17 protein-coding genes are annotated in these 17,996 nt (G+C 71.8%); 6 read left to right on the plus strand and 11 right to left on the minus strand.

Annotation, left to right across the window (positions count from 1 at the left end; all coding sequences use genetic code 11):
• Positions 1 to 40 precede the first annotated feature (40 nt).
• The 3 genes from IFT36_RS01640 to IFT36_RS01650 are packed head-to-tail and all read right to left on the minus strand — an operon-like array spanning position 41 to position 2,706.
• Positions 41 to 1,345, minus strand: coding sequence for a UDP-glucose dehydrogenase family protein (locus tag IFT36_RS01640; RefSeq protein ID WP_200412269.1), 1,305 nt, complete (start codon positions 1,343 to 1,345; stop codon positions 41 to 43).
• Positions 1,346 to 1,373: 28 nt separating this feature from the next.
• Entirely contained in the window at positions 1,374 to 1,922 is a 549-nt protein-coding gene (locus IFT36_RS01645) for a PH domain-containing protein (protein WP_285062925.1), read from the minus strand.
• A 4-nt stretch (positions 1,923 to 1,926) separates the two neighbouring features.
• Positions 1,927 to 2,706: a biotin--[acetyl-CoA-carboxylase] ligase gene (locus IFT36_RS01650; RefSeq protein ID WP_200412271.1), complete on the minus strand. Its 780-nt coding sequence runs from the start codon at positions 2,704 to 2,706 to the stop codon at positions 1,927 to 1,929.
• Positions 2,707 to 2,813: 107 nt separating this feature from the next.
• Here IFT36_RS01650 and IFT36_RS01655 point away from each other — a divergent pair, with 107 nt between their 5' ends.
• Together IFT36_RS01655 and IFT36_RS16305 are read left to right on the plus strand one after the other, a co-directional pair.
• Positions 2,814 to 4,427: an acyl-CoA carboxylase subunit beta gene (locus IFT36_RS01655; protein ID WP_200412272.1), complete on the plus strand. Its 1,614-nt coding sequence runs from the start codon at positions 2,814 to 2,816 to the stop codon at positions 4,425 to 4,427.
• A complete protein-coding gene (locus IFT36_RS16305) occupies positions 4,424 to 4,705 on the plus strand; it encodes an acyl-CoA carboxylase epsilon subunit (RefSeq protein ID WP_200412273.1) in 282 nt (93 codons plus the stop codon). The genes IFT36_RS01655 and IFT36_RS16305 overlap by 4 nt, the downstream gene beginning before the upstream one ends.
• 274 nt (positions 4,706 to 4,979) lie before the next feature.
• Here IFT36_RS16305 and IFT36_RS01665 read toward each other — a convergent pair whose 3' ends face one another.
• From IFT36_RS01665 to IFT36_RS01680, 4 genes are all read right to left on the minus strand, one after another.
• Positions 4,980 to 6,026, minus strand: coding sequence for a hypothetical protein (locus IFT36_RS01665; RefSeq protein WP_173151218.1), 1,047 nt, complete (start codon positions 6,024 to 6,026; stop codon positions 4,980 to 4,982).
• Positions 6,023 to 7,330, minus strand: a complete 1,308-nt coding sequence (locus IFT36_RS01670) for a sensor histidine kinase (RefSeq protein WP_192123151.1) — start codon at positions 7,328 to 7,330, stop codon at positions 6,023 to 6,025. Before IFT36_RS01670 ends, IFT36_RS01665 begins: the two co-directional genes overlap by 4 nt.
• Positions 7,320 to 8,024 (minus strand): response regulator transcription factor, encoded by a 705-nt coding sequence (locus tag IFT36_RS01675; protein WP_123570456.1) that lies wholly within the window; start codon positions 8,022 to 8,024, stop codon positions 7,320 to 7,322. Before IFT36_RS01675 ends, IFT36_RS01670 begins: the two co-directional genes overlap by 11 nt.
• 77 nt (positions 8,025 to 8,101) lie before the next feature.
• On the minus strand, positions 8,102 to 9,343 hold the full coding sequence (locus IFT36_RS01680; protein ID WP_200412274.1) for a class I SAM-dependent RNA methyltransferase: 1,242 nt from the start codon (positions 9,341 to 9,343) through the stop codon (positions 8,102 to 8,104).
• A 26-nt stretch (positions 9,344 to 9,369) separates the two neighbouring features.
• Here IFT36_RS01680 and IFT36_RS01685 point away from each other — a divergent pair, with 26 nt between their 5' ends.
• From IFT36_RS01685 to IFT36_RS01700, 4 genes are all read left to right on the plus strand, one after another.
• On the plus strand, positions 9,370 to 10,059 hold the full coding sequence (locus IFT36_RS01685) for a Maf family protein (RefSeq protein WP_173151224.1): 690 nt from the start codon (positions 9,370 to 9,372) through the stop codon (positions 10,057 to 10,059).
• 79 nt (positions 10,060 to 10,138) lie between these two features.
• Positions 10,139 to 11,896 carry an acetyl/propionyl/methylcrotonyl-CoA carboxylase subunit alpha gene (locus IFT36_RS01690; RefSeq protein WP_056046390.1) on the plus strand — a complete coding sequence of 586 codons (1,758 nt, stop codon included), beginning with the start codon at positions 10,139 to 10,141 and terminating at the stop codon, positions 11,894 to 11,896.
• 61 nt (positions 11,897 to 11,957) lie between these two features.
• Positions 11,958 to 12,791 (plus strand): purine-nucleoside phosphorylase, encoded by an 834-nt coding sequence (locus IFT36_RS01695; RefSeq protein WP_123570460.1) that lies wholly within the window; start codon positions 11,958 to 11,960, stop codon positions 12,789 to 12,791.
• A gap of 8 nt (positions 12,792 to 12,799) precedes the next feature.
• Entirely contained in the window at positions 12,800 to 14,503 is a 1,704-nt protein-coding gene (locus IFT36_RS01700; protein WP_200412285.1) for a phospho-sugar mutase, read from the plus strand.
• Positions 14,504 to 14,617: 114 nt separating this feature from the next.
• On the opposite strand, the gene IFT36_RS01705 is transcribed toward IFT36_RS01700, so the two are convergent.
• From IFT36_RS01705 to IFT36_RS01720, 4 genes are all read right to left on the minus strand, one after another.
• On the minus strand, positions 14,618 to 14,890 hold the full coding sequence (locus IFT36_RS01705; protein WP_056046395.1) for a PTS sugar transporter subunit IIB: 273 nt from the start codon (positions 14,888 to 14,890) through the stop codon (positions 14,618 to 14,620).
• A 31-nt stretch (positions 14,891 to 14,921) separates the two neighbouring features.
• Positions 14,922 to 15,368, minus strand: a complete 447-nt coding sequence (locus tag IFT36_RS01710; RefSeq protein WP_200412275.1) for a PTS sugar transporter subunit IIA — start codon at positions 15,366 to 15,368, stop codon at positions 14,922 to 14,924.
• 1 nt (position 15,369) lies between these two features.
• Positions 15,370 to 16,491, minus strand: coding sequence for an adenosine deaminase (locus tag IFT36_RS01715; protein ID WP_200412276.1), 1,122 nt, complete (start codon positions 16,489 to 16,491; stop codon positions 15,370 to 15,372).
• 132 nt (positions 16,492 to 16,623) lie between these two features.
• Positions 16,624 to 17,919, minus strand: a complete 1,296-nt coding sequence (locus IFT36_RS01720; RefSeq protein WP_200412277.1) for a thymidine phosphorylase — start codon at positions 17,917 to 17,919, stop codon at positions 16,624 to 16,626.
• Positions 17,920 to 17,996 lie beyond the last annotated feature (77 nt).

The raw sequence follows: 17,996 nt of genomic DNA on the forward strand, positions 1-17,996 counted from the left end.
GCACCGGCACGAGATCGCGCACCCACAGCTCGTCGCGAGGCTACGGTCGCCCGAGCCCCCGGAACTCGAACCCGGCCTCGCGCCACTCGGCGGGGTCGAACACGTTGCGCGCGTCGACGATGCGTCGCCGGGAGACGAGGGCGACGACGTCGGCCGGACGCAGCGCCTTGAACTGCGCCCATTCGGTGAGGACCAACACGAGCTCGGCGTCGCGGAGGGCGGTGGGGACGTCCCCGACGTAGGTGAGGTCGGGAGCCAGCCGGGCGGCGGTCTCGTTGGCCTCGGGGTCGTGGACGACCACGTCGGCCCCGGCGGCGTGCAGTCGTCGGGCGACGTCGAGGGCCGGCGAGTCGCGGACGTCGTCGCTGTCGGGCTTGAACGCCACCCCGAGGACGGCGACACGCGCACCGCGCACCTCGCCGAGCAACTCGCCCGCGAGCTCGACGACGCGGTCGCGGCGGCGCAGGTTCACGGCGTCGACGTCGGCGAGGAAGTCCAGGGACTCGAGCCCCAACTCGCGCGATCGAGCCCGGAACGCTCGGATGTCCTTCGGCAGGCACCCGCCGCCGAAGCCGAGGCCGGCGTTGAGGAACCGGCGGCCGATGCGGGCGTCGTGCCCGATCGCGTCGGCCAGCTGCGTCACGTCCGCACCGGTGGCCTCGGCGATCTCGGCCATCGCGTTGATGAACGAGATCTTCGTCGCGAGGAACGCGTTGGCCGAGACCTTCACCAGTTCGGCCGTCGCGTACCCGGTCACGAGCCGGGGCGTGCCCGTCGCCAGAGCCGTCGCGTAGACCTCGTCGAGCACGGCCGTCGCCCGCTCACCGGCGTCACCGTCGGGCACTCCGTAGACGAAGCGGTCGGGCGCGACGGTGTCGGCCACGGCGAAGCCCTCGCGGAGGAACTCGGGGTTCCAGGCCAGGTCGGCCCCGGAGGAGGCGCGGACCAGGTCGGCGAGTCGGCTCGCGGTGCCGACGGGAACGGTGGACTTGCCCACCACGAGGTCGCCGTCGGCGAGGTGGGGCAAGAGCCCCTGGACCGCGGCGTCGACGTAGGTGAGGTCGGCCGCGTCGCTGCCCGGGGTCTGCGGGGTGCCGACGGCGACGAAGTGGACCTGCGAACCGGCGGCGTCGGCCGGTTCGGTCGAGAACCGCAGTCGCCCCGAGTCGAGGGCCCGGCGGAGGGCCTCGGGCAGGCCGGGTTCGAAGAACGGGGCGTGACCCGACGAGAGCAGGGCGATCTTGCCCGGGTCGACGTCGATGCCGACCACGTCGTGCCCGAGGTCGGCCATGCACGCGGCGTGCACGGCTCCGAGGTAACCGCAACCGATGACTGAGATTCGCATTGTAATATCCTATATCACGCGAGCCGGATCAGATGACCCGGTCGTCGCCCCATGAGGTGGTGTCGGCGTGTCCGACGGACTGCTCGTGTTGGCGACGCTGCGCGACGCTGTTGAGGTTCGACTCCATCAGGTCGTGCAGGGTCGATTGGACGAGGTCGGCCGACGGCACGTCCCAGAGGACGAGCGGACGGTCGAGGCCGGTGTTGATCAGGACGTCTCCGCTGCGGAAGGCGCTCTGCACCGAGTTCTTGCGCACCGTGAGGTCGTAGCCGCGGCTGTGGAGCAACTCTTGACGAGTGCGCACGAACAGCCCCTTGCGCACGACGAGGCGACGCGAGGTGATGACGTAGCGCTTGCCGAGCCAGATCAGCACGGGCACCAACCAGAGCAGAACGATGAGGGCGACGGCCGCACCCAGCACGACGTAGTTCTGCCAGGCGACGTCGAAGCGACCTCCGAAGTAGCCGGTGGCCGCGCAGATGCCGACGAGCCCGAGGGACGGCCAGAACAGCACGCGGGCATGGGGACGCAGCCGCGCGACGACGTACTCGGTCGGCTGTGGTCCGTCGCTGCTCACAGGCTCATTCATACCGCAGATGCGTGACGTCACCCGAAGCGACGGCCGTCAGCCCGCCGGTCGAGGCGGAACGCACGACCAACCGGCCCGCCTCGTCGACGTCGACGGCCTCGCCCACGAGAGCCGCGCCTCCGGGGAGTTCGACGCGGACGTCGCGCCCGAGCGTCGCGCAGTGCGTGCGCACCAGCGCCAGGGCGCCGCTCGCCACGGCGTCGCCCCGGGCCGCGACGAGGTCGGCGACGAACCGGGCCAGACCGGAGACCCAGGCCGACAGCACGGCGTCGGCGAGCTCGAGAGCCGTGCCCCGTGCACCGTGCAGACCGAGCGACGTCGAGGTCGGCGTCGGCAGCTCGTCGGCCGGCACCGTGAGGTTGACCCCGGCCCCCACGACCACGGCGCTCGCGTCGGGCCTCAGCTCGGCGAGCAGACCGCAGACCTTTCCGCCGGCCACCTGCACGTCGTTGGGCCACTTCAGCGTGACGTCGCCACCCGGGAGCAGGCCCTGGACGGAGGCGCGCATCGCGACGCCGGCGAGGAGCGGCACCCAGCCGAGCGAGTCGACCGGCAGGTCGCCGCGGCGCAGCAGGACGCTCGCCGCGAGGGAACGACCGGGCGCGGTCTCCCACCGTCGACCGAGCCGGCCCCTCCCGGCGGACTGGTCGAGGGTCAGCCAGGTCGCCAGGTGCGGCTCGTCGACGGCGGCCAGCAGGTCGGCGTTGGTCGATCCGGTGGACTCGAGCACCACGAGACGGGGGCTGACGGACGCGCTGAGGGGGAAGTCCATCGGGTCAGCCTAGGCGGCCTCGGTTGACGACTCCTACGACGTACGACGGCGTCCACGCGTGGAAACCTCCAACGGATGGCTGCGGGTCGGTCAGTAGAGTGAAGCGCGTGACTCCTGACTCCGCGCCACCCACCGACGCCGCGCCCGACCTGCACACCACCGCGGGCAAGCTCGCCGACCTCAAGGCCCGCTATCACGAGGCCGTGACGGCCAGCGGCGAGGCCGCGATCGCGAAGCAGCACGCCAAGGGCAAGAAGACGGCCCGCGAACGGATCGACGAGTTGCTCGACCCGGGCTCGTTCGTCGAACTCGACGAGTTCGTCCGACACCGCACCCACGCCTTCGGCATGGAGGCCAAACGGCCCTACGGCGACGCGGTCGTCACGGGAACGGGCACGATCCACGGCCGCCAGGTCGCGGTCTACTCGCAGGACTTCACCATCTTCGGCGGCTCGCTCGGCGAGGTGGCGGGTGAGAAGATCATCAAGGTCATGCAGCTGGCCCTCAAGACCGGGGTGCCCATCATCGGCATCCTCGACTCGGGCGGAGCGCGCATCCAGGAGGGCGTCGTCGCCCTGGGCAAGTACGGCGAGATCTTCCGACTGAACACGGCCGCCTCGGGCGTCATCCCCCAGATCTCGCTGATCATGGGCCCCGCGGCCGGAGGCGCGGTGTACTCCCCCGCGCTGACCGACTTCGTGATCATGGTCGACAAGACCAGCCACATGTTCGTCACCGGCCCGGACGTCATCAAGACCGTGACGGGCGAGGACGTGGGCTTCGAGGAGCTCGGCGGAGCCCTGACCCACAACAAGGTCTCGGGCGTGTCGCACTACCTGGCGAGCGACGAGGACGACGCCCTCGACTACGCCCGCGCGCTGCTCTCGTACCTGCCCGACAACAACCTGGCCGACCCGCACGTCTTCGACGTGCCGGTCGAACTCGAGACCACCGACCACGACCGCCAGCTGAACACGCTGATCCCGGACAGCCCGAACCAGCCCTACGACGTCATGACCGTCATCGACCACGTCGTCGACGACGGCGAGTTCCTCGAGGTCCAGCCGCTGTTCGCGCCCAACATCGTCGTGGGCTTCGGCCGGGTGGAGGGCCGTCCGGTGGGCGTCATCGCCAACCAGCCGTCCGCCATGGCCGGCACCCTCAACATCGAGGCCGGCGAGAAGGCCAGTCGTTTCGTGCGCTTCTGCGACGCGTTCAACATCCCGATCCTCACCCTGGTCGACGTGCCCGGCTACCTGCCCGGCACGGACCAGGAGTGGACCGGTGTCATCCGTCGCGGAGCCAAGCTGCTCTACGCCTACGCCGAGGCCACGGTCCCGCTCGTGACGGTCATCACCCGCAAGGCGTACGGCGGCGCCTACATCGTCATGGGGTCGAAGCAGTTGGGTGCCGACATCAACCTCGCGTGGCCCACGGCCGAGATCGCCGTGATGGGCGGTCAGGGCGCCGTCAACATCCTTTACCGCAACGAGATCAAGGCGGCGGCCGAGGCGGGCGAAGACGTGGCGGCCGTGCGCACGCGACTGGCCAACGAGTACACCTACAACGTGGCGAGTCCCTTCCTCGCCGCGGAGCGGGGCGAACTCGACGGTGTCGTCGAACCGGCCGCGACCCGCGTCGCCGTCATCAAGGCACTGCGGGCCCTCAAGACCAAGCGGGCGACCCTGCCGCCGAAGAAGCACGGGAACATCCCCCTGTGAGTGGTCGCCACGCCGCCGACTCCCCCGACCCGGCGGACTCCCCCACCGACCCGGTCGAGCAGCCGTCGGCTCCCCTCATCAGGGTCGTCGCCGGGGACCCGACGCCCGACGAACTGGCGGCCGTCACGGCGCTGCTCGCCGCCGTCGCGGCCGGCCGGGCCGAATCGACGACGACGACGTCCTCCCGACCCACGACGTCGGGCTGGACGCGATCGGCCCGGGCACCCCGTCCCGTCATCACGGCCGGAGAAGGCCGCTGGCGGGGTTTCGAGGGCTGACGCCCCCGGAACGGGGGTAGACGCAGTCATCTTCCCCCACCTGTCCCCCTAAATGACGACTGCACCCGGGGCCCCGACCCACCATGCTTGCTCTTGCTAGGTGTCTCTCTCGGAGTCACACCACCAGCAGGACCACATGGGTAGTGGATTCCTGCCGGGGGGAGTCAGGGCGACATTCGGGTTGCCGCCCTGACTCAGGGTCTCGGAAGGGCCGGACGATCGTCCGGCCCTTCCCACTTCCACCCGCCCCGTTGCGAGGCTGCCTGGTGGGTGATCAGGGCGCCGAGCGAGGGATCTGCAGCCAGAGCTGCACCTCGTCGGCGTCGTCGTCCTCGTCCGCGTCGGCCGAGACGCCCCGGCCGAGGGCGCTCGACGACAGGTCCGGCGAACCGAGCCCGACGACCGTGACGGCGTCGTCCCCCCCGCCCTGGACGGTCCGGACGATGATGCGATCGGCGAGCGAGCCGCGGAGGGCCTCGGCGAGCACGGCATGGACCCGCCGCAGGTCGGTGGGCCCGAGGTCGTCGAGGCCTCCCTCGTCGAGGAGGCTGACGACGGCCCCGCGACGGCGCGCCGCCATGACCTCGTGACGCACGTCGTCGTCGAGGAGGCGGCGTCCCCGGATCTCGTCCCGGATCGCCCCCTCGAGGTTCAGGCACTCCTGTCGCTCGTCCGCGGTCAGGTCACCGTGCCGATCGACGATGGTCTGGAGCATCGGTCGTGCCGTCCGGCCCGTCTGCAGCAGCCGGTACTGCCGCTCGTTCACGTGGGCTTCCTGCGCGGCCTGCCAGTCCGCCGCCTCGTGCTCGGCGAGGATGAACTCACGCGTCTCGCGCCCGGCACGCGTCAGCGTGCTCGACATCGCGTGGCTGAAGGCGACCCAGACCACGCTGCCGACGATGCCGAGGTCGGCGATCTGTTCGGCCCCGGCCCAGAGCACCCCGTGAGCCGCCATGAATCCGACCCCGAGCCAGGCGAACCCCTGGCGGCGTCTCGTCGACACGATCACCATGAGCGTGCCCACGGCCGCCACGTACCACGTGGCGTAGCCGTTCTTCACCGAGCTGTCGAGCTCTGAGGTCACGACCAGCGGGAGGACGATGCTGACGGCGAGGCAGAACGAGGCCAGCCACACGGGCATGATGACATGGCGGCTGGGCCACAGCACGGCCACGGTCGCCGCGGCGTACAACACCATGCACGCGACGACGGGAAGCGGATCGGTGAACCGGTCCAACGAGGCAACGGCGAGGACCAGATGGTAGGCCGAGAAGACGGCGGCGAGCGAGACGATCAGCCACCGCGGCACGGAGACCCTCACGCGACGCCCTCCGGGATGCCCGTCTCGTCGGCGCGGTCGGGCGAGGGACGGGGAGCCGATCCTCCCTCGAGGAGGGCGCCGACCGGCCACTGCAGTCGCACGAGGGTTCCGCGCCCCGGTGCCGAGTCGATGGTCGCGAGTCCGCCGGCGTTGTTCAGCCTCTCGTGGATCGACACCCGGACACCCAGACGCTCGGTCGGCACCGTCGCCGGCTCGAAGCCCTTGCCCGTGTCGCCGACCTCGACGGTCGTGAGGCCGGTCGCCTCGCGGGTGACGTCGACCCACCGCCGGACACCGGGCGCGTCCCCGGCGTGCTGGGAACTGTTCACCAGGGCCTGCACGGCGGCGGAGTAGAGGGCCTCCGCGGCGGTGGACGGGATGCCCTCGCCCTCGATCGGGCCCCGGCGCAGCTCGACGGAGACGCCCAGGTCCGACACGGCGGCTTCGATGCGGTCGACCATGCCCGTGACCGTCGTGTCGGACTCGTCGAACGGAGTCGTGCTCGCCGCCGCCGAGAGGTGGGACATCGCGTTCCGGGCCATGTTGGTCGACAGCTCACGCTCTTCGGGCGACCAGGCCCTGGCCGCCTGGATGAAGGTCGTGAGCACGCTGTCGTGCACGATGGCGTCGACCTGCACCCGTTCGAGCTCGGTGGCGTGCTCGCGGATCGCCTCGGAGTACCGCGCGACCGCGGTCGCCTGGGCCTGGTCGACGTTCGCGGCCGCCTGGCGCAGGATCACCACGAGGATCAGGACCGCACCGCCGAGCAGGATCGCGTAGACGGAGTCGAGGGTCGCGCGCTGCGGGGAGACCGCTCCGCCCGACGGCGTCAGGCGGATGAAGCCGTAGACGGCGGGGGCGACGAAGAGGTAGCCGGTCGCGATCCAGGTGGAGAACGCCGACGCGGCCGAGGCCGTGGCGACGGTGCACAGGTACCAGAGCCAGGGCACGCTCGCCTGGACCTCGCTGGGGTCGTCGACGGCGAGGGGCCAGGTGACCAGCGCGATCAGGTAGGCGATCGCGACGAAGGCCTCGACCGTGGTCACGCCGCGCTGCACGAGGCTCGCCACGACCAACGCCAGGAACCCGCCGAACATGGCCAGGCCGATCACCCAGGCCCAGGCGAGCTGCATGCTCCCGACCTGACCGATCATCCCGGGCAGGGCCTGCAGGCCGAACACGAGACCGGCCGCGGCGATGATGCGCCCCAGCACCTTGTCGAGCAGGGCACGACTGATCGGGTTGCGCGGGGGCCGCAAGGGTCCGAGCGGGAGCGGGCCGGTCAGCCGACCCTCACCGGCCATCGCCACCGTCCGCGTCGAGCCCCGGCAGGATGCCGTCCTCGACGGCGCGACGGAGGAGGTCGACCTTGGTGGGTGCCGGGCGTCCGACCTCGACGTACTTGACGCGGATGCGGTCGAGGTACTCGCGGGCCGTCGAGTAGCCGATGCCGAGCTGTTGGGCGGCCAGCTTCAGCGGCAGACCCGAGGCGTAGAGGTGCAGGATCTCGCGCTCGCGACGACCGAGCTGGGCCTTGGCGAAGTCGCGGTCGGCATCGATCGCGCTCGCCCACTCGAGGTTGTTGAGCACGTCGCCGCGGGCGACCGTAGCGACCGCGGCCATGACGGTCTTCGTGGCGGAGGACTTCGGGATGACGCCGGCCGCCCCCGCGGCGAGCGCCTCACGGACCGAGGCGACCCGGTCGGCGATGCTGTGCACGAGGACGGCCGACCCCGTCGCCTGGACGCGCTTGACGTTCTCGGTGACGGTCGAGCCGTCGCCGAGCGACAGGTCGAGGACGACGACGTCGACCTCGCGACCCGCGAGGTTCTCGACGAACTCCTGCACGCCGGCGGCGGTGAGGATCACCTCGAAGCCCTCGTTCTGGCACGCGGCCTGGATGCCGAGCCGCACCGACTCGTGGTCGTCGACGACGGCGACCCGCACGGGTGCTGTCTGGCGGGTGGCGATGGGGGTCTCGGTCGTGATGTCTGACACGGTGATCCTTCGGTCGGCGTGTGCCCTGGTCCCTGAATCCCGGGCGTGCACGGGGTACATCGTAACCGGACGGCGGCTCAGGCCGGCAGCAGGCGCACCACCGTCTCGACGTGGTGCGTGTTCGGGAAGAGGTCGTACGCCTGCAGGGCGTCGAGCGCGTAGCCCCGCTCGGCGAAGAGGGCCACGTCCCGGGCGAGGGCGACCGGGTCGCACGCGACGTAGACGACCTGGGCCGGGCGGAGGGCCGCGATCTCGGACACCACGTCGCGCCCGGCGCCCGAGCGGGGCGGGTCGAGCACGACCGTCGCGGCGGCGAGGCGCTCGCGCTCGGCGTCGCTCGCCTGCGACGCGGTCTGGCGCAACCAGCGCTCGACGCGTCCCGTCACGGCCGACGCGCCGATCCACTCGGCCAGGTTCTCGGACGCGTGCTCGGTGGCCCGCTCGTCGCTCTCGACGCTCGTGATGCGCGTCCCCGCACCGAAGCGGTCCCCCACGGCGGCGGCGAGGAGTCCGACCCCGCCGTACAGGTCGAGGTTGGCGCCCTTCGGGTCGAAGCGCTCGGGGTCGATCATGGTCTGCACGGCGGCGGTGAGCGTGGCCGCTGCCTCGCGGTGCACCTGCCAGAAGCCGCCGTCGTCGAGCCGGAACTCGCGGTCGCCGACGACCTCGGTGATGGTCGAGCGGGCCTGCCGCCCGATGATCAGACGCGCGCCCCCGCCGCTCGGGGCGACGACGTCGACGTGTTCCTCGCCGGGGAAGGCGTCACCCAGCGGCGCCACCTCGGCGACCTCCGGCGACGCGAGCGGCAGGTCGGGCACGTGCACGACCCGGTGCGACCGAGCCGCGTACTGACCAGGACGCCCCTCGGCGTCGAGGTGCAGGCGCAGGCGCGTGCGCCACCCGGTGCCGCCGCGCTCGTCGTCGCCGGGCAGGGCCTCGACCGAGACGCGGCCGTCGGCGTCGGCGATCCCGCCCATGCGGGTCAGCGCGTCGACCACCACGCGTCGCTTCAGCTCGCGCTGGTGGCCGAGCTCGACGTGCCCGAACTCGGCGCCGCCGGCACGGTCGGTCGGATCGACCTCGAGGGCGGCCGCGCCCCACACGTGGGGTCGACGGTGCTCGCTCGCCTCGAGGACGCGCACCGTGTCGGCCCGCCAGAACGCCTTCTTGCGGTCGTCGTTGATGCGCGCCACGACCTTCTCGCCGGGCAGGGTGTCGGTCACGAACACGACCCGCCCGTCGAGTCTGGCCACCGAGATGCCCCCGTGTGCGATGCCCGTCACGTCCAGTTCGACCTCGCGGCCCAGCATGTCTCCCATGCGTCGAGTCTGACAGGCTGGGCGGCATGACCGTCCCGCTCTACCTGGCCAGCACCTCCCCCGCCCGTCTCGCCCTGCTGCGCGCCGCCGGCGTCGAGCCGGTGCTGATCAGTCCCGGTGTCGACGAAGAAGCCGCGGTCGCGGTCGAGTCGACACGGCTCGGCCGAGCGCTCACGGCGGCCGAGACGGTGCAGCACCTCGCCAGGCTCAAGGCCGAGGCCGTGCTCGACACGGTCGTCGACGGCCGCCCCCTCGACGGGTTGGTCCTCGGGGGCGACAGCGCCTTCGAGTTCGACGGCGAGGTGCACGGCAAACCCCACGAGCCCGCCCTGGCGCTCGACCGGTGGCGCCGCATGGCCGAGATCGGCCACGGCACCCTCTGGTCGGGTCACTGGCTGGTCGACCACCGCGGTGGCGCTCCGCGCGTCACCGCCGAGACCCCCTCAGGAGGCGCGGGCCGGGTCGCGAGCGCCTCCCTCACCTTCGCCGACGACCTCGATCCGCGCGAGCTCGCGGCCTACGTCGAGACGGGCGAGCCGCTCGAGGTCGCGGGGGCCTTCACGATCGACGGTCGGGCATCCGCGTTCATCACGCACATCGAGGGCACCCCGAGCGCCGTCGTCGGACTCTCGGTGCCCGTGCTGCGGTCGCTCGTCCGGGGCTTCGGCGTGCCGTGGCACGAGCTGTGGACCTCGCCGACCGCCGGCTCCTTGTAGGTTCTGCCTCGCGCCTCCTCGTCCTTTTTGTGCACGTCAGCCAAAGGCGGACGGGAAGGGCGCAATAGGGTGGGGAACTATGCCGCGTATCAGCAAGGTCCTCATCGCCAATCGTGGAGAGATCGCCGTCCGCGTGATCCGGGCCGCACGTGACGCCGGAATCGGCTCGGTGGCGGTCTACGCCGACCAGGACCGCGATGCCCAACACGCCCGCCTCGCCGACGAGGCCTACGCCCTGGGCGGGACGACGAGCGCCGAGACCTACCTGGTCATCGACAAGATCCTCTCGATCGCCCGCCGCTCGGGTGCCGACGCCGTGCACCCCGGCTACGGCTTCCTCGCCGAGAACGCGGACTTCGCCCGGGCCGTCCAGGCCGCGGGCCTGGTCTGGATCGGCCCGTCGCCCGAGGCCATCGAGCAGCTGGGCGACAAGGTCTCGGCCCGGCACATCGCCGAGCGCGTCGGCGCCCCGCTCGCCCCCGGCACCCTCAACCCCGTCTCGGGCGCCGACGAGGTGCTCGAGTTCGTCGACCAGCACGGCCTCCCCGTCGCGATCAAGGCGGCCTTCGGCGGCGGCGGACGCGGTCTCAAGGTCGCCCGCACCCGCGAAGAGGTCCCCGAGCTGTTCGACTCGGCCACCCGCGAGGCCGTCGCGGCCTTCGGACGCGGCGAGTGCTTCGTCGAGAAGTACCTCGACCAGCCCCGCCACGTCGAGACCCAGTGCCTGGCCGACGCACACGGGAACGTCGTCGTCGTGTCGACCCGCGACTGCTCGCTGCAGCGCCGTCACCAGAAGCTCGTCGAAGAGGCCCCCGCACCGTTCCTCACCGACGAGCAGACCACGAAGCTGTACGAGTCGTCGAAGGCCATCCTCCGCGAGGTCGGCTACGTCGGTGCCGGCACCTGCGAGTTCCTGATCGGCAAGGACGGCACCGTCTCGTTCCTCGAGGTCAACACGCGCCTCCAGGTCGAACACCCCGTGTCCGAAGAGGTCACCGGCATCGACCTCGTCCGCGAACAGTTCCGCCTCGCCGAGGGCGGCGTGCTCGACTACGACGACCCCGAGGCCCGCGGCCACTCGTTCGAGTTCCGCATCAACGGCGAGGACGCCGGTCGGGGCTTCATGCCCGCACCCGGTCCGATCCACGTCTTCAAGGCCCCGGGCGGTCCCGGCGTCCGCGTCGACAGCGGCGTCCAGGCCGGCGACGAGATCAGCGGGTCGTTCGACTCGCTTCTCGCCAAGCTGATCGTCACGGGTTCTTCGCGAGAGGACGCCCTCGAGCGTTCCCGTCGCGCCCTGGCCGAGTTCGAGGTCGCCGGCCTGCCGACCGTGCTGCCGTTCCACCGTGCCATCGTCGACGACCCCGCCTTCGCGCCGGCCGACGGTGCAGCGTTCTCCATCTACACCCGCTGGATCGAGACCGAGTTCGACAACACCATCCCCGCGTGGAGCGGCGAGGCCGAGGCCCCCCGGCCGGCCGACGAACGCGACACCGTCGTGGTCGAGGTGGGCGGAAAGCGCCTCGAGGTCTCGCTGCCGGCGGGCCTCGGGTCGCGCACCGCGCCTCCTGCGGTCGCGCCCAAGCGCCGGGGCGCGCCCCGGTCGTCGGTCGTCACCGCGACCGGTGCCGAGGTCAAGGCTCCGATGCAGGCCACCGTCGTCAAGCTCGCGGTCGAGGCCGGTCAGCAGGTCGTCAAGGGCGACCTGGTGCTCGTCCTCGAGGCCATGAAGATGGAGCAGCCCGTCGCCGCCCACCGCGACGGCACCGTCTCGGGCATCGCGGCCGTCGTCGGCGAGACGGTCTCGTCGGGTCACGTCCTGCTCAGCATCGACTGACCCCCGCGCCGGGCCCGGCGGCGACCGGGGACGCGCGTCGGCAGACCCTAGAGTGGACGCCATGTCTGAGACCACCACGCACCCGCTCGACGACCGCGCCGCCGACCCCTTCGAGGTCGCCCGCACCGCCGCCGCCGAGATCGCCGAGAAGACCGGCGTCGCCCGACACGACATCGCCCTGACGCTGGGCAGCGGTTGGGCCAAGGCCGCCGACCTGATCGGTGAGACCGTCGCCGAGGTCCCCGCGACCGAGATCACCGGCTTCGCCGCGTCGGCCGTCGTCGGCCACACGAGCTCGATCCGCAGCATCGCACTGCCCTCGGGCAAGCACGCCCTCGTCATGGGCGCCCGCACCCACTACTACGAGGGCCACGGCGTGCGTCGGGTCGTGCACGGCGTGCGCACGGCCGCCGCCACGGGCGCGACGACCATGATCCTGACGAACGGTGCCGGGGGCATCAAGGAGACCTGGAAGCCCGGCACGCCGGTGCTGATCAGCGACCACATCAACCTCACGGCGGACTCGCCCCTCGAGGGCGCGACGTTCATCGACCTGACCGACCTCTACTCGACGCGCCTCCGCGACGTCGCCCGCGGCATCGATCCCGAGCTCGACGAGGGCGTCTACACGCAGTTCCGCGGCCCGCACTACGAGACGCCGGCCGAGGTGCAGATGGCCAAGGCCATCGGCGGGCACATCGTGGGCATGTCCACGGCCCTCGAGGCCATCGCCGCGCGCCAGTCCGGCATGGAGGTGCTCGGCATGTCGCTGATCACCAACCTGGCCGCGGGCATCCAGAAGACGCCGCTCAGCCACGCCGAGGTGCTCGAGGCCGGGCGCGACGCCGAGGCCAAGATCAGCGACCTGCTCGCCCGCATCGTGGCGGCCCTGTGAGCGGCGACGTGACGGGGTCCGGCAGCGACGGCTCCCCGGTCTCGTCCGACCTCGAGCGGTTGATCGCATCGGCTACCGCCTGGCGCGACCAGGACCCCGACGACGAGACGCGCGACGAGCTCGACCGATTGCTGACCCGGGCCGGCTCCGACGACGCCGACGCCTCGTCCGAACTCGCCGACCGCTTCGCCGGTCGCCTGCAGTTCGGCACGGCCGGCCTGCGCGGCGCCCTCGGCTCGGGTCCGAACCGCATGAACCGCGTGCTCGTGGCGCAGGCCGCGGCCGGCTTCGCGGCCTTCCTGCGGGGCCGCGAGTCGAGCCCCTCCATCGTCATCGGCTACGACGGGCGCAAGAACTCCGACGTCTTCGCGCGGGACACGGCCGAGATCATGGCCGCCGCGGGCGTCGCGGCCACGATCCTGCCCCGCGCCCTCCCGACCCCGGTGCTGGCCTTCGCCGTGCGCCACCTCGACGTCAGCGCAGGCGTCATGGTGACCGCGAGCCACAACCCGGCGCAGGACAACGGCTACAAGGTCTACCTCGGCGGTGTCGACGCCGGCTCGCAGATCGTGTCCCCGGTCGACGGCGAGATCGCCGCCGAGATCGAGAAGGCCGCGCAGTCCCCCGTCACGCGACTGGCCCGTTCCGACGACTACCGCGAGGCCGGTGACGACCTCGTCATGGAGTACGTCCGTCGCACCGCCGCGGTGGCCGGCACGGCGGCGAACGGTCGTCAGCCACGGGTCGTCTACACCGCGATGCACGGCGTCGGGTGGGAGGTCGCACGCCGCGTGTTCGCGACCGCCGGCTTCACCGAGCCGATCCCGGTCGGCGAGCAGAGCGCCCCCGACCCGGCGTTCCCGACCGTGGCCTTCCCCAACCCGGAAGAGCCGGGCGCCCTGGACCTCGCGTACGCCACGGCCGGCCGCGTCGAGGCCGACCTGGTCATCGCCAACGATCCCGACGCCGACCGGCTCGCGGTCGCGATCCCCGTCGACGGCGGCTGGCGTCGACTCAGCGGCAACGAGGTCGGCTCGCTGCTCGGCTGGCGCGCCGCAGAACGGGCACGACGGGACGACCGCGACGGCACCCTGGCCGCGAGCATCGTCTCGTCGCCCGCCCTGCGCGAGATCGCCCGGGTACACGGACTCGACTACGTCGACACGCTCACGGGATTCAAGTGGGTCTCCCGCGTCGGAGGGCTGCTCTACGGCTACGAAGAGGCACTCGGCTACCTCGTCGACCCCGACGTCGTCCGCGACAAGGACGGGATCTCGGCCGCGGTCGACCTCCTCGCCCTCGCCACCGAGCTGCACACGGCCGGGTCGAGCCTGGCCGAGCACCTCGTCGCCTTCGACGAGCGGTTCGGCGCCTACGCCTCCTCGCAGATCTCGATCCGGGTCGAGGACCTCGCCACCATCACGGACCTCACCGACGGTCTCCGCCGGCGCCCGCCGTCGACGATCGGCTCGCACCGCGTCGACCGGGTGGACGACTTCCGGGACGGGTTCGGAGCCTTCCCCGCGGGCGACATCCTCCGCTACTGGCTCACCGACGGCTCACGCGTCATCGTCCGCCCGAGCGGCACCGAGCCGAAGCTCAAGGTCTACATCGACGCGTCGAGCACCGAGGGCGACGCCGTCGCCCGTCGAGCCGCCGCCGAGGCGGCCGTGGCCGATCTCGACGCGGGCATGCGCGACCTCCTGGCCTGACGGTCGGGGCGGTGACCGCCCGGACGACGAGAGAGACCCCGGAGGCGCGAACTGCGCCTCCGGGGTCTCTCTCGTCGTGGCCGGTCCGGTTCGCCCCGGTGCCGCACGCCGCGGTCAGCCGAGCGACTTCTGCAGCTTCTCGGTGAGCTCCGCCTGGTCGAAGTGGTTCTGGATGACGATGACGTCGGCGAACGTGGAGCCGATGGCCTCGACGAACTCGGCCGACGTGAGGATCACCTGCGCATCGTCACCGACCGTCGCGATCGAGCCGATGTCGGCCGCGACCACGTCGGCCTCGATGTCGAGCTTGGCCAGGACCCGCTCGGCGTTGACCTTGAGGATTCCGCTGCTGCCGATGCCGGCGCCGCAGATGGTGACGATCTTCATTGTGGGGAGGTCTCGATCCGTGGGAGGGCGATCAGGCGGGGACGCCCATGAGCCGCCGCACCTCGTCGACCGAGGAGGCGTCCGCGAGGGCTGGGATGACGGAGGCCTCGTTGAAGACGTTCGCCAGGTCGGCGATCGACTCGAGGTGGCCGCCGACGGTGACGATCGCGAGGCCGAGGACCACGCTGACCGGGTCGTTGTGCGGGTGCCCGAACGGAACGGGCTCGGCCAGGGTCACGACGGCCAGGCCGTCGCGGACGACGTCGTCACCGGGCCGTGCGTGGGCCAGGGCGAGACCGGGGGCGATGACCACGTAGGGGCCGTGTTCGTCGATCATGCGGACCATCTCGTCGCCGTAGCCCTCGCGGGCGGCACCGGAGTCGACCAAGGCACGACCGGCCACCCGGACGGCCTCACGCCAGTCGACGACCTGGGCGCCGATGACGACGGCCTCGTCCGGGAGCGGCGGGAGCGCCATGTCAGGCCCCCTCGAAGCCGGCGGTGATGCGGTCGGCCAGCGCCTCGCGGTCCTCGAGGGGCAGGAAGCACGACGCGGCGGCGTTGAGCTGGAAGGTCTCGTGGTCGTCGAGGTCGTAGTCGAAGGCCTGGCTGAGCAGGGCGAGCTCTTTGCAGAGGCTCGTGTCGCTCATCAGGCGGTTGTCGGTGTTGACCGTCACGCCGTAGCCGAGCTGGTACAGCAGGTCGAAGGGGTGGTCGTCGAGGTCCGTTCCCCAGGCGGCGATGGCACCGGTCTGCAGGTTCGACTGCGGCGACAACTCGAGCGGGATCTCGCGGTCGCGCACCCACGACGCGATCGGCCCGATCTCGACGGTGGAGGTCGACCCCTTGCTCGCGACGACGCGGATGTCTTCGGCGATGCGGACCCCGTGGCCGAGCCGGAGGGCCCGCCCGTCGATCAACGCACCCCGGATGCTGTCGAGACCGTCGGCCTCGCCCGCGTGCACCGTGACGGGCATGAACTCGCGGGCCAACAGGTCGAAGGCGACCCTGTGGTCGGCGGCCGGGTACCCCGCCTCGGGACCGGCGATGTCGAAGGCCAGCACGCCGTTCTCGCGATGACGCACGGCGAGCTGGGCGATCTCGAGCGATCGCTCGCCCTGGCGCAGCGCACTCAGGATCTGCCCGACCGAGATCTCGTACCCGTCGTCGGCCAGCGACCGCACGGCCGACGCGAAGCCCGCCTGCACGGCCTCCACCGCCTGGTCGAGGGTGAGCCCCTGCCGTTGGTGTTGCTCGGGGGCCCAGCGCACCTCGGCGTGGAAGACGCCGTCGGCGGCCAGGTCGAGGACGAACTCGTGCGCGACCCGGGTCAGCTGCTCGCGGGTCTGCATGACCGCGACCGTGAGCTCGAAGGTCGCGAGGTAGTCGACGAGGGTGCCGGAGTCGGCGTTCTCGACGAACCAGCGGCGCAGCGCCTCGGGTTCGGACGCGGGGAGATCGATGCCGGCCTCGACCGCGAGGTCGACGATGGTCTCGGGCCGGAGTCCGCCGTCGAGGTGGTCGTGCAGCGAGACCTTCGGCAGGGCCGCGAGGCGCGGGCCCCCGTTCGGCAGCCGGTAGTCCTTGTCGGGAGCGCTCATGCCCTCAATCTACTAGCGCTCCGGGCGGCGACTCTGGACGCGCGCCACGAGAGAGGTGCGCTCTCCACGAGAACCGGCACCGCGCCTCCTGGACGGAGGCGCGGTGCCGGTGGGACGTGCTCGGGCGGGTCGTCAGCCGATGCGCTCGGCGACGATGGTGCGCGCCGCCGGAGCCTCGTCGCCGATCGTCCACGCCCCGTCGACGGCCTCGAGGGCACGCTCGAACCGCTCGGGTTCGTCGGTGTGCAGGGTGAAGAGGGGCTGGCCCTCGGTGACCCGGTCGCCCGGCTTCGCGTGCAGCTCGATGCCGGCCGCCGCCTGCACGGGGTCCTGCTTGCGGGCGCGACCGGCGCCGAGGCGCCAGGCACCGATGCCGAAGGGCAGCGCGTGCTGCTCGGTCAGGTGACCGCTGCGCCCGGCGGTGACGACGTGCGTCTCGCGGGCGGTCGGCAGCGCGGCGTCGGGGTCCCCGCCCTGGGCACGGATCATGCGCTTCCAGGCGTCCATGGCGCGTCCGTCGTCGAGGGCGGCCTCGACGTCGGCGTCGGGTCGACCCGCGAGGGTCAGCATCTCGCGGGCGAGTGCCACCGTGAGCTCGCGGATGTCTTCGGGGCCGCCTCCGGCGAGGGTCTCGACCGACTCGCGGACCTCGAGGGCGTTGCCGATGGTCAACCCGAGCGGCACGTTCATGTCGGTCAGCAGGGCGGTGGTCGCGACGCCGGCGTCGGTGCCGAGGTCGACCATCGTGCGGGCCAGCTCACGCGACCGCTCGATGTCCTGGATGAAGGCGCCCGACCCGAACTTGACGTCGAGGACGAGGGCGGCGGTGCCCTCGGCGATCTTCTTGCTCATGATCGACGACGCGATCAGCGGGATGGCCTCGACGGTGCCCGTGATGTCACGGAGCGCGTAGAGCTTGCCGTCGGCGGGGGCGAGGCCCGACCCGGCGGCGCAGACGACGGCGCCGCTGTCGGCCATGATCTCGCGCATGCGGTCGTTCGAGATCGAGGCCTGCCAGCCGGGGATCGACTCGAGCTTGTCGAGCGTTCCCCCGGTGTGGCCGAGGCCACGGCCCGAGAGCTGGGGCACGGCGACGCCGAACGAGGCGACGAGCGGGGCCAGCGGCAGGGTGATCTTGTCGCCGACGCCACCGGTGGAGTGCTTGTCGACGGTCGTCTTGCCGAGCCCGGCGAAGTCCATCGTCTCGCCCGACCGGATCATGGCCATCGTCATGTCGCGGATCTCTCGGCGCTCCATGCCGTTGAGGAAGATCGCCATGGTCAGCGCCGACATCTGCTCGTCCGCGACGTAACCGCGCGTGTACGCGTCGATCAGCCAGTCGATCTGCGCGGTGCTGAGGGCGTCGCCGCCCCGCTTGACGCGGATGAGGTCGACGGTGTCGAACGGTTCGACGGCGTTCTGGGTCACGGCGGGGCTCCTAGCGGTGGTGCGGTGGGTGGTGCGACGGCGCGACCACGGGGTCGCGACCGGGAGGGACGAGGAAG

The sequence above is a fragment of the Frigoribacterium sp. CFBP 13605 genome (assembly GCF_014839405.1).
Lineage (GTDB): Bacteria > Actinomycetota > Actinomycetes > Actinomycetales > Microbacteriaceae > Frigoribacterium.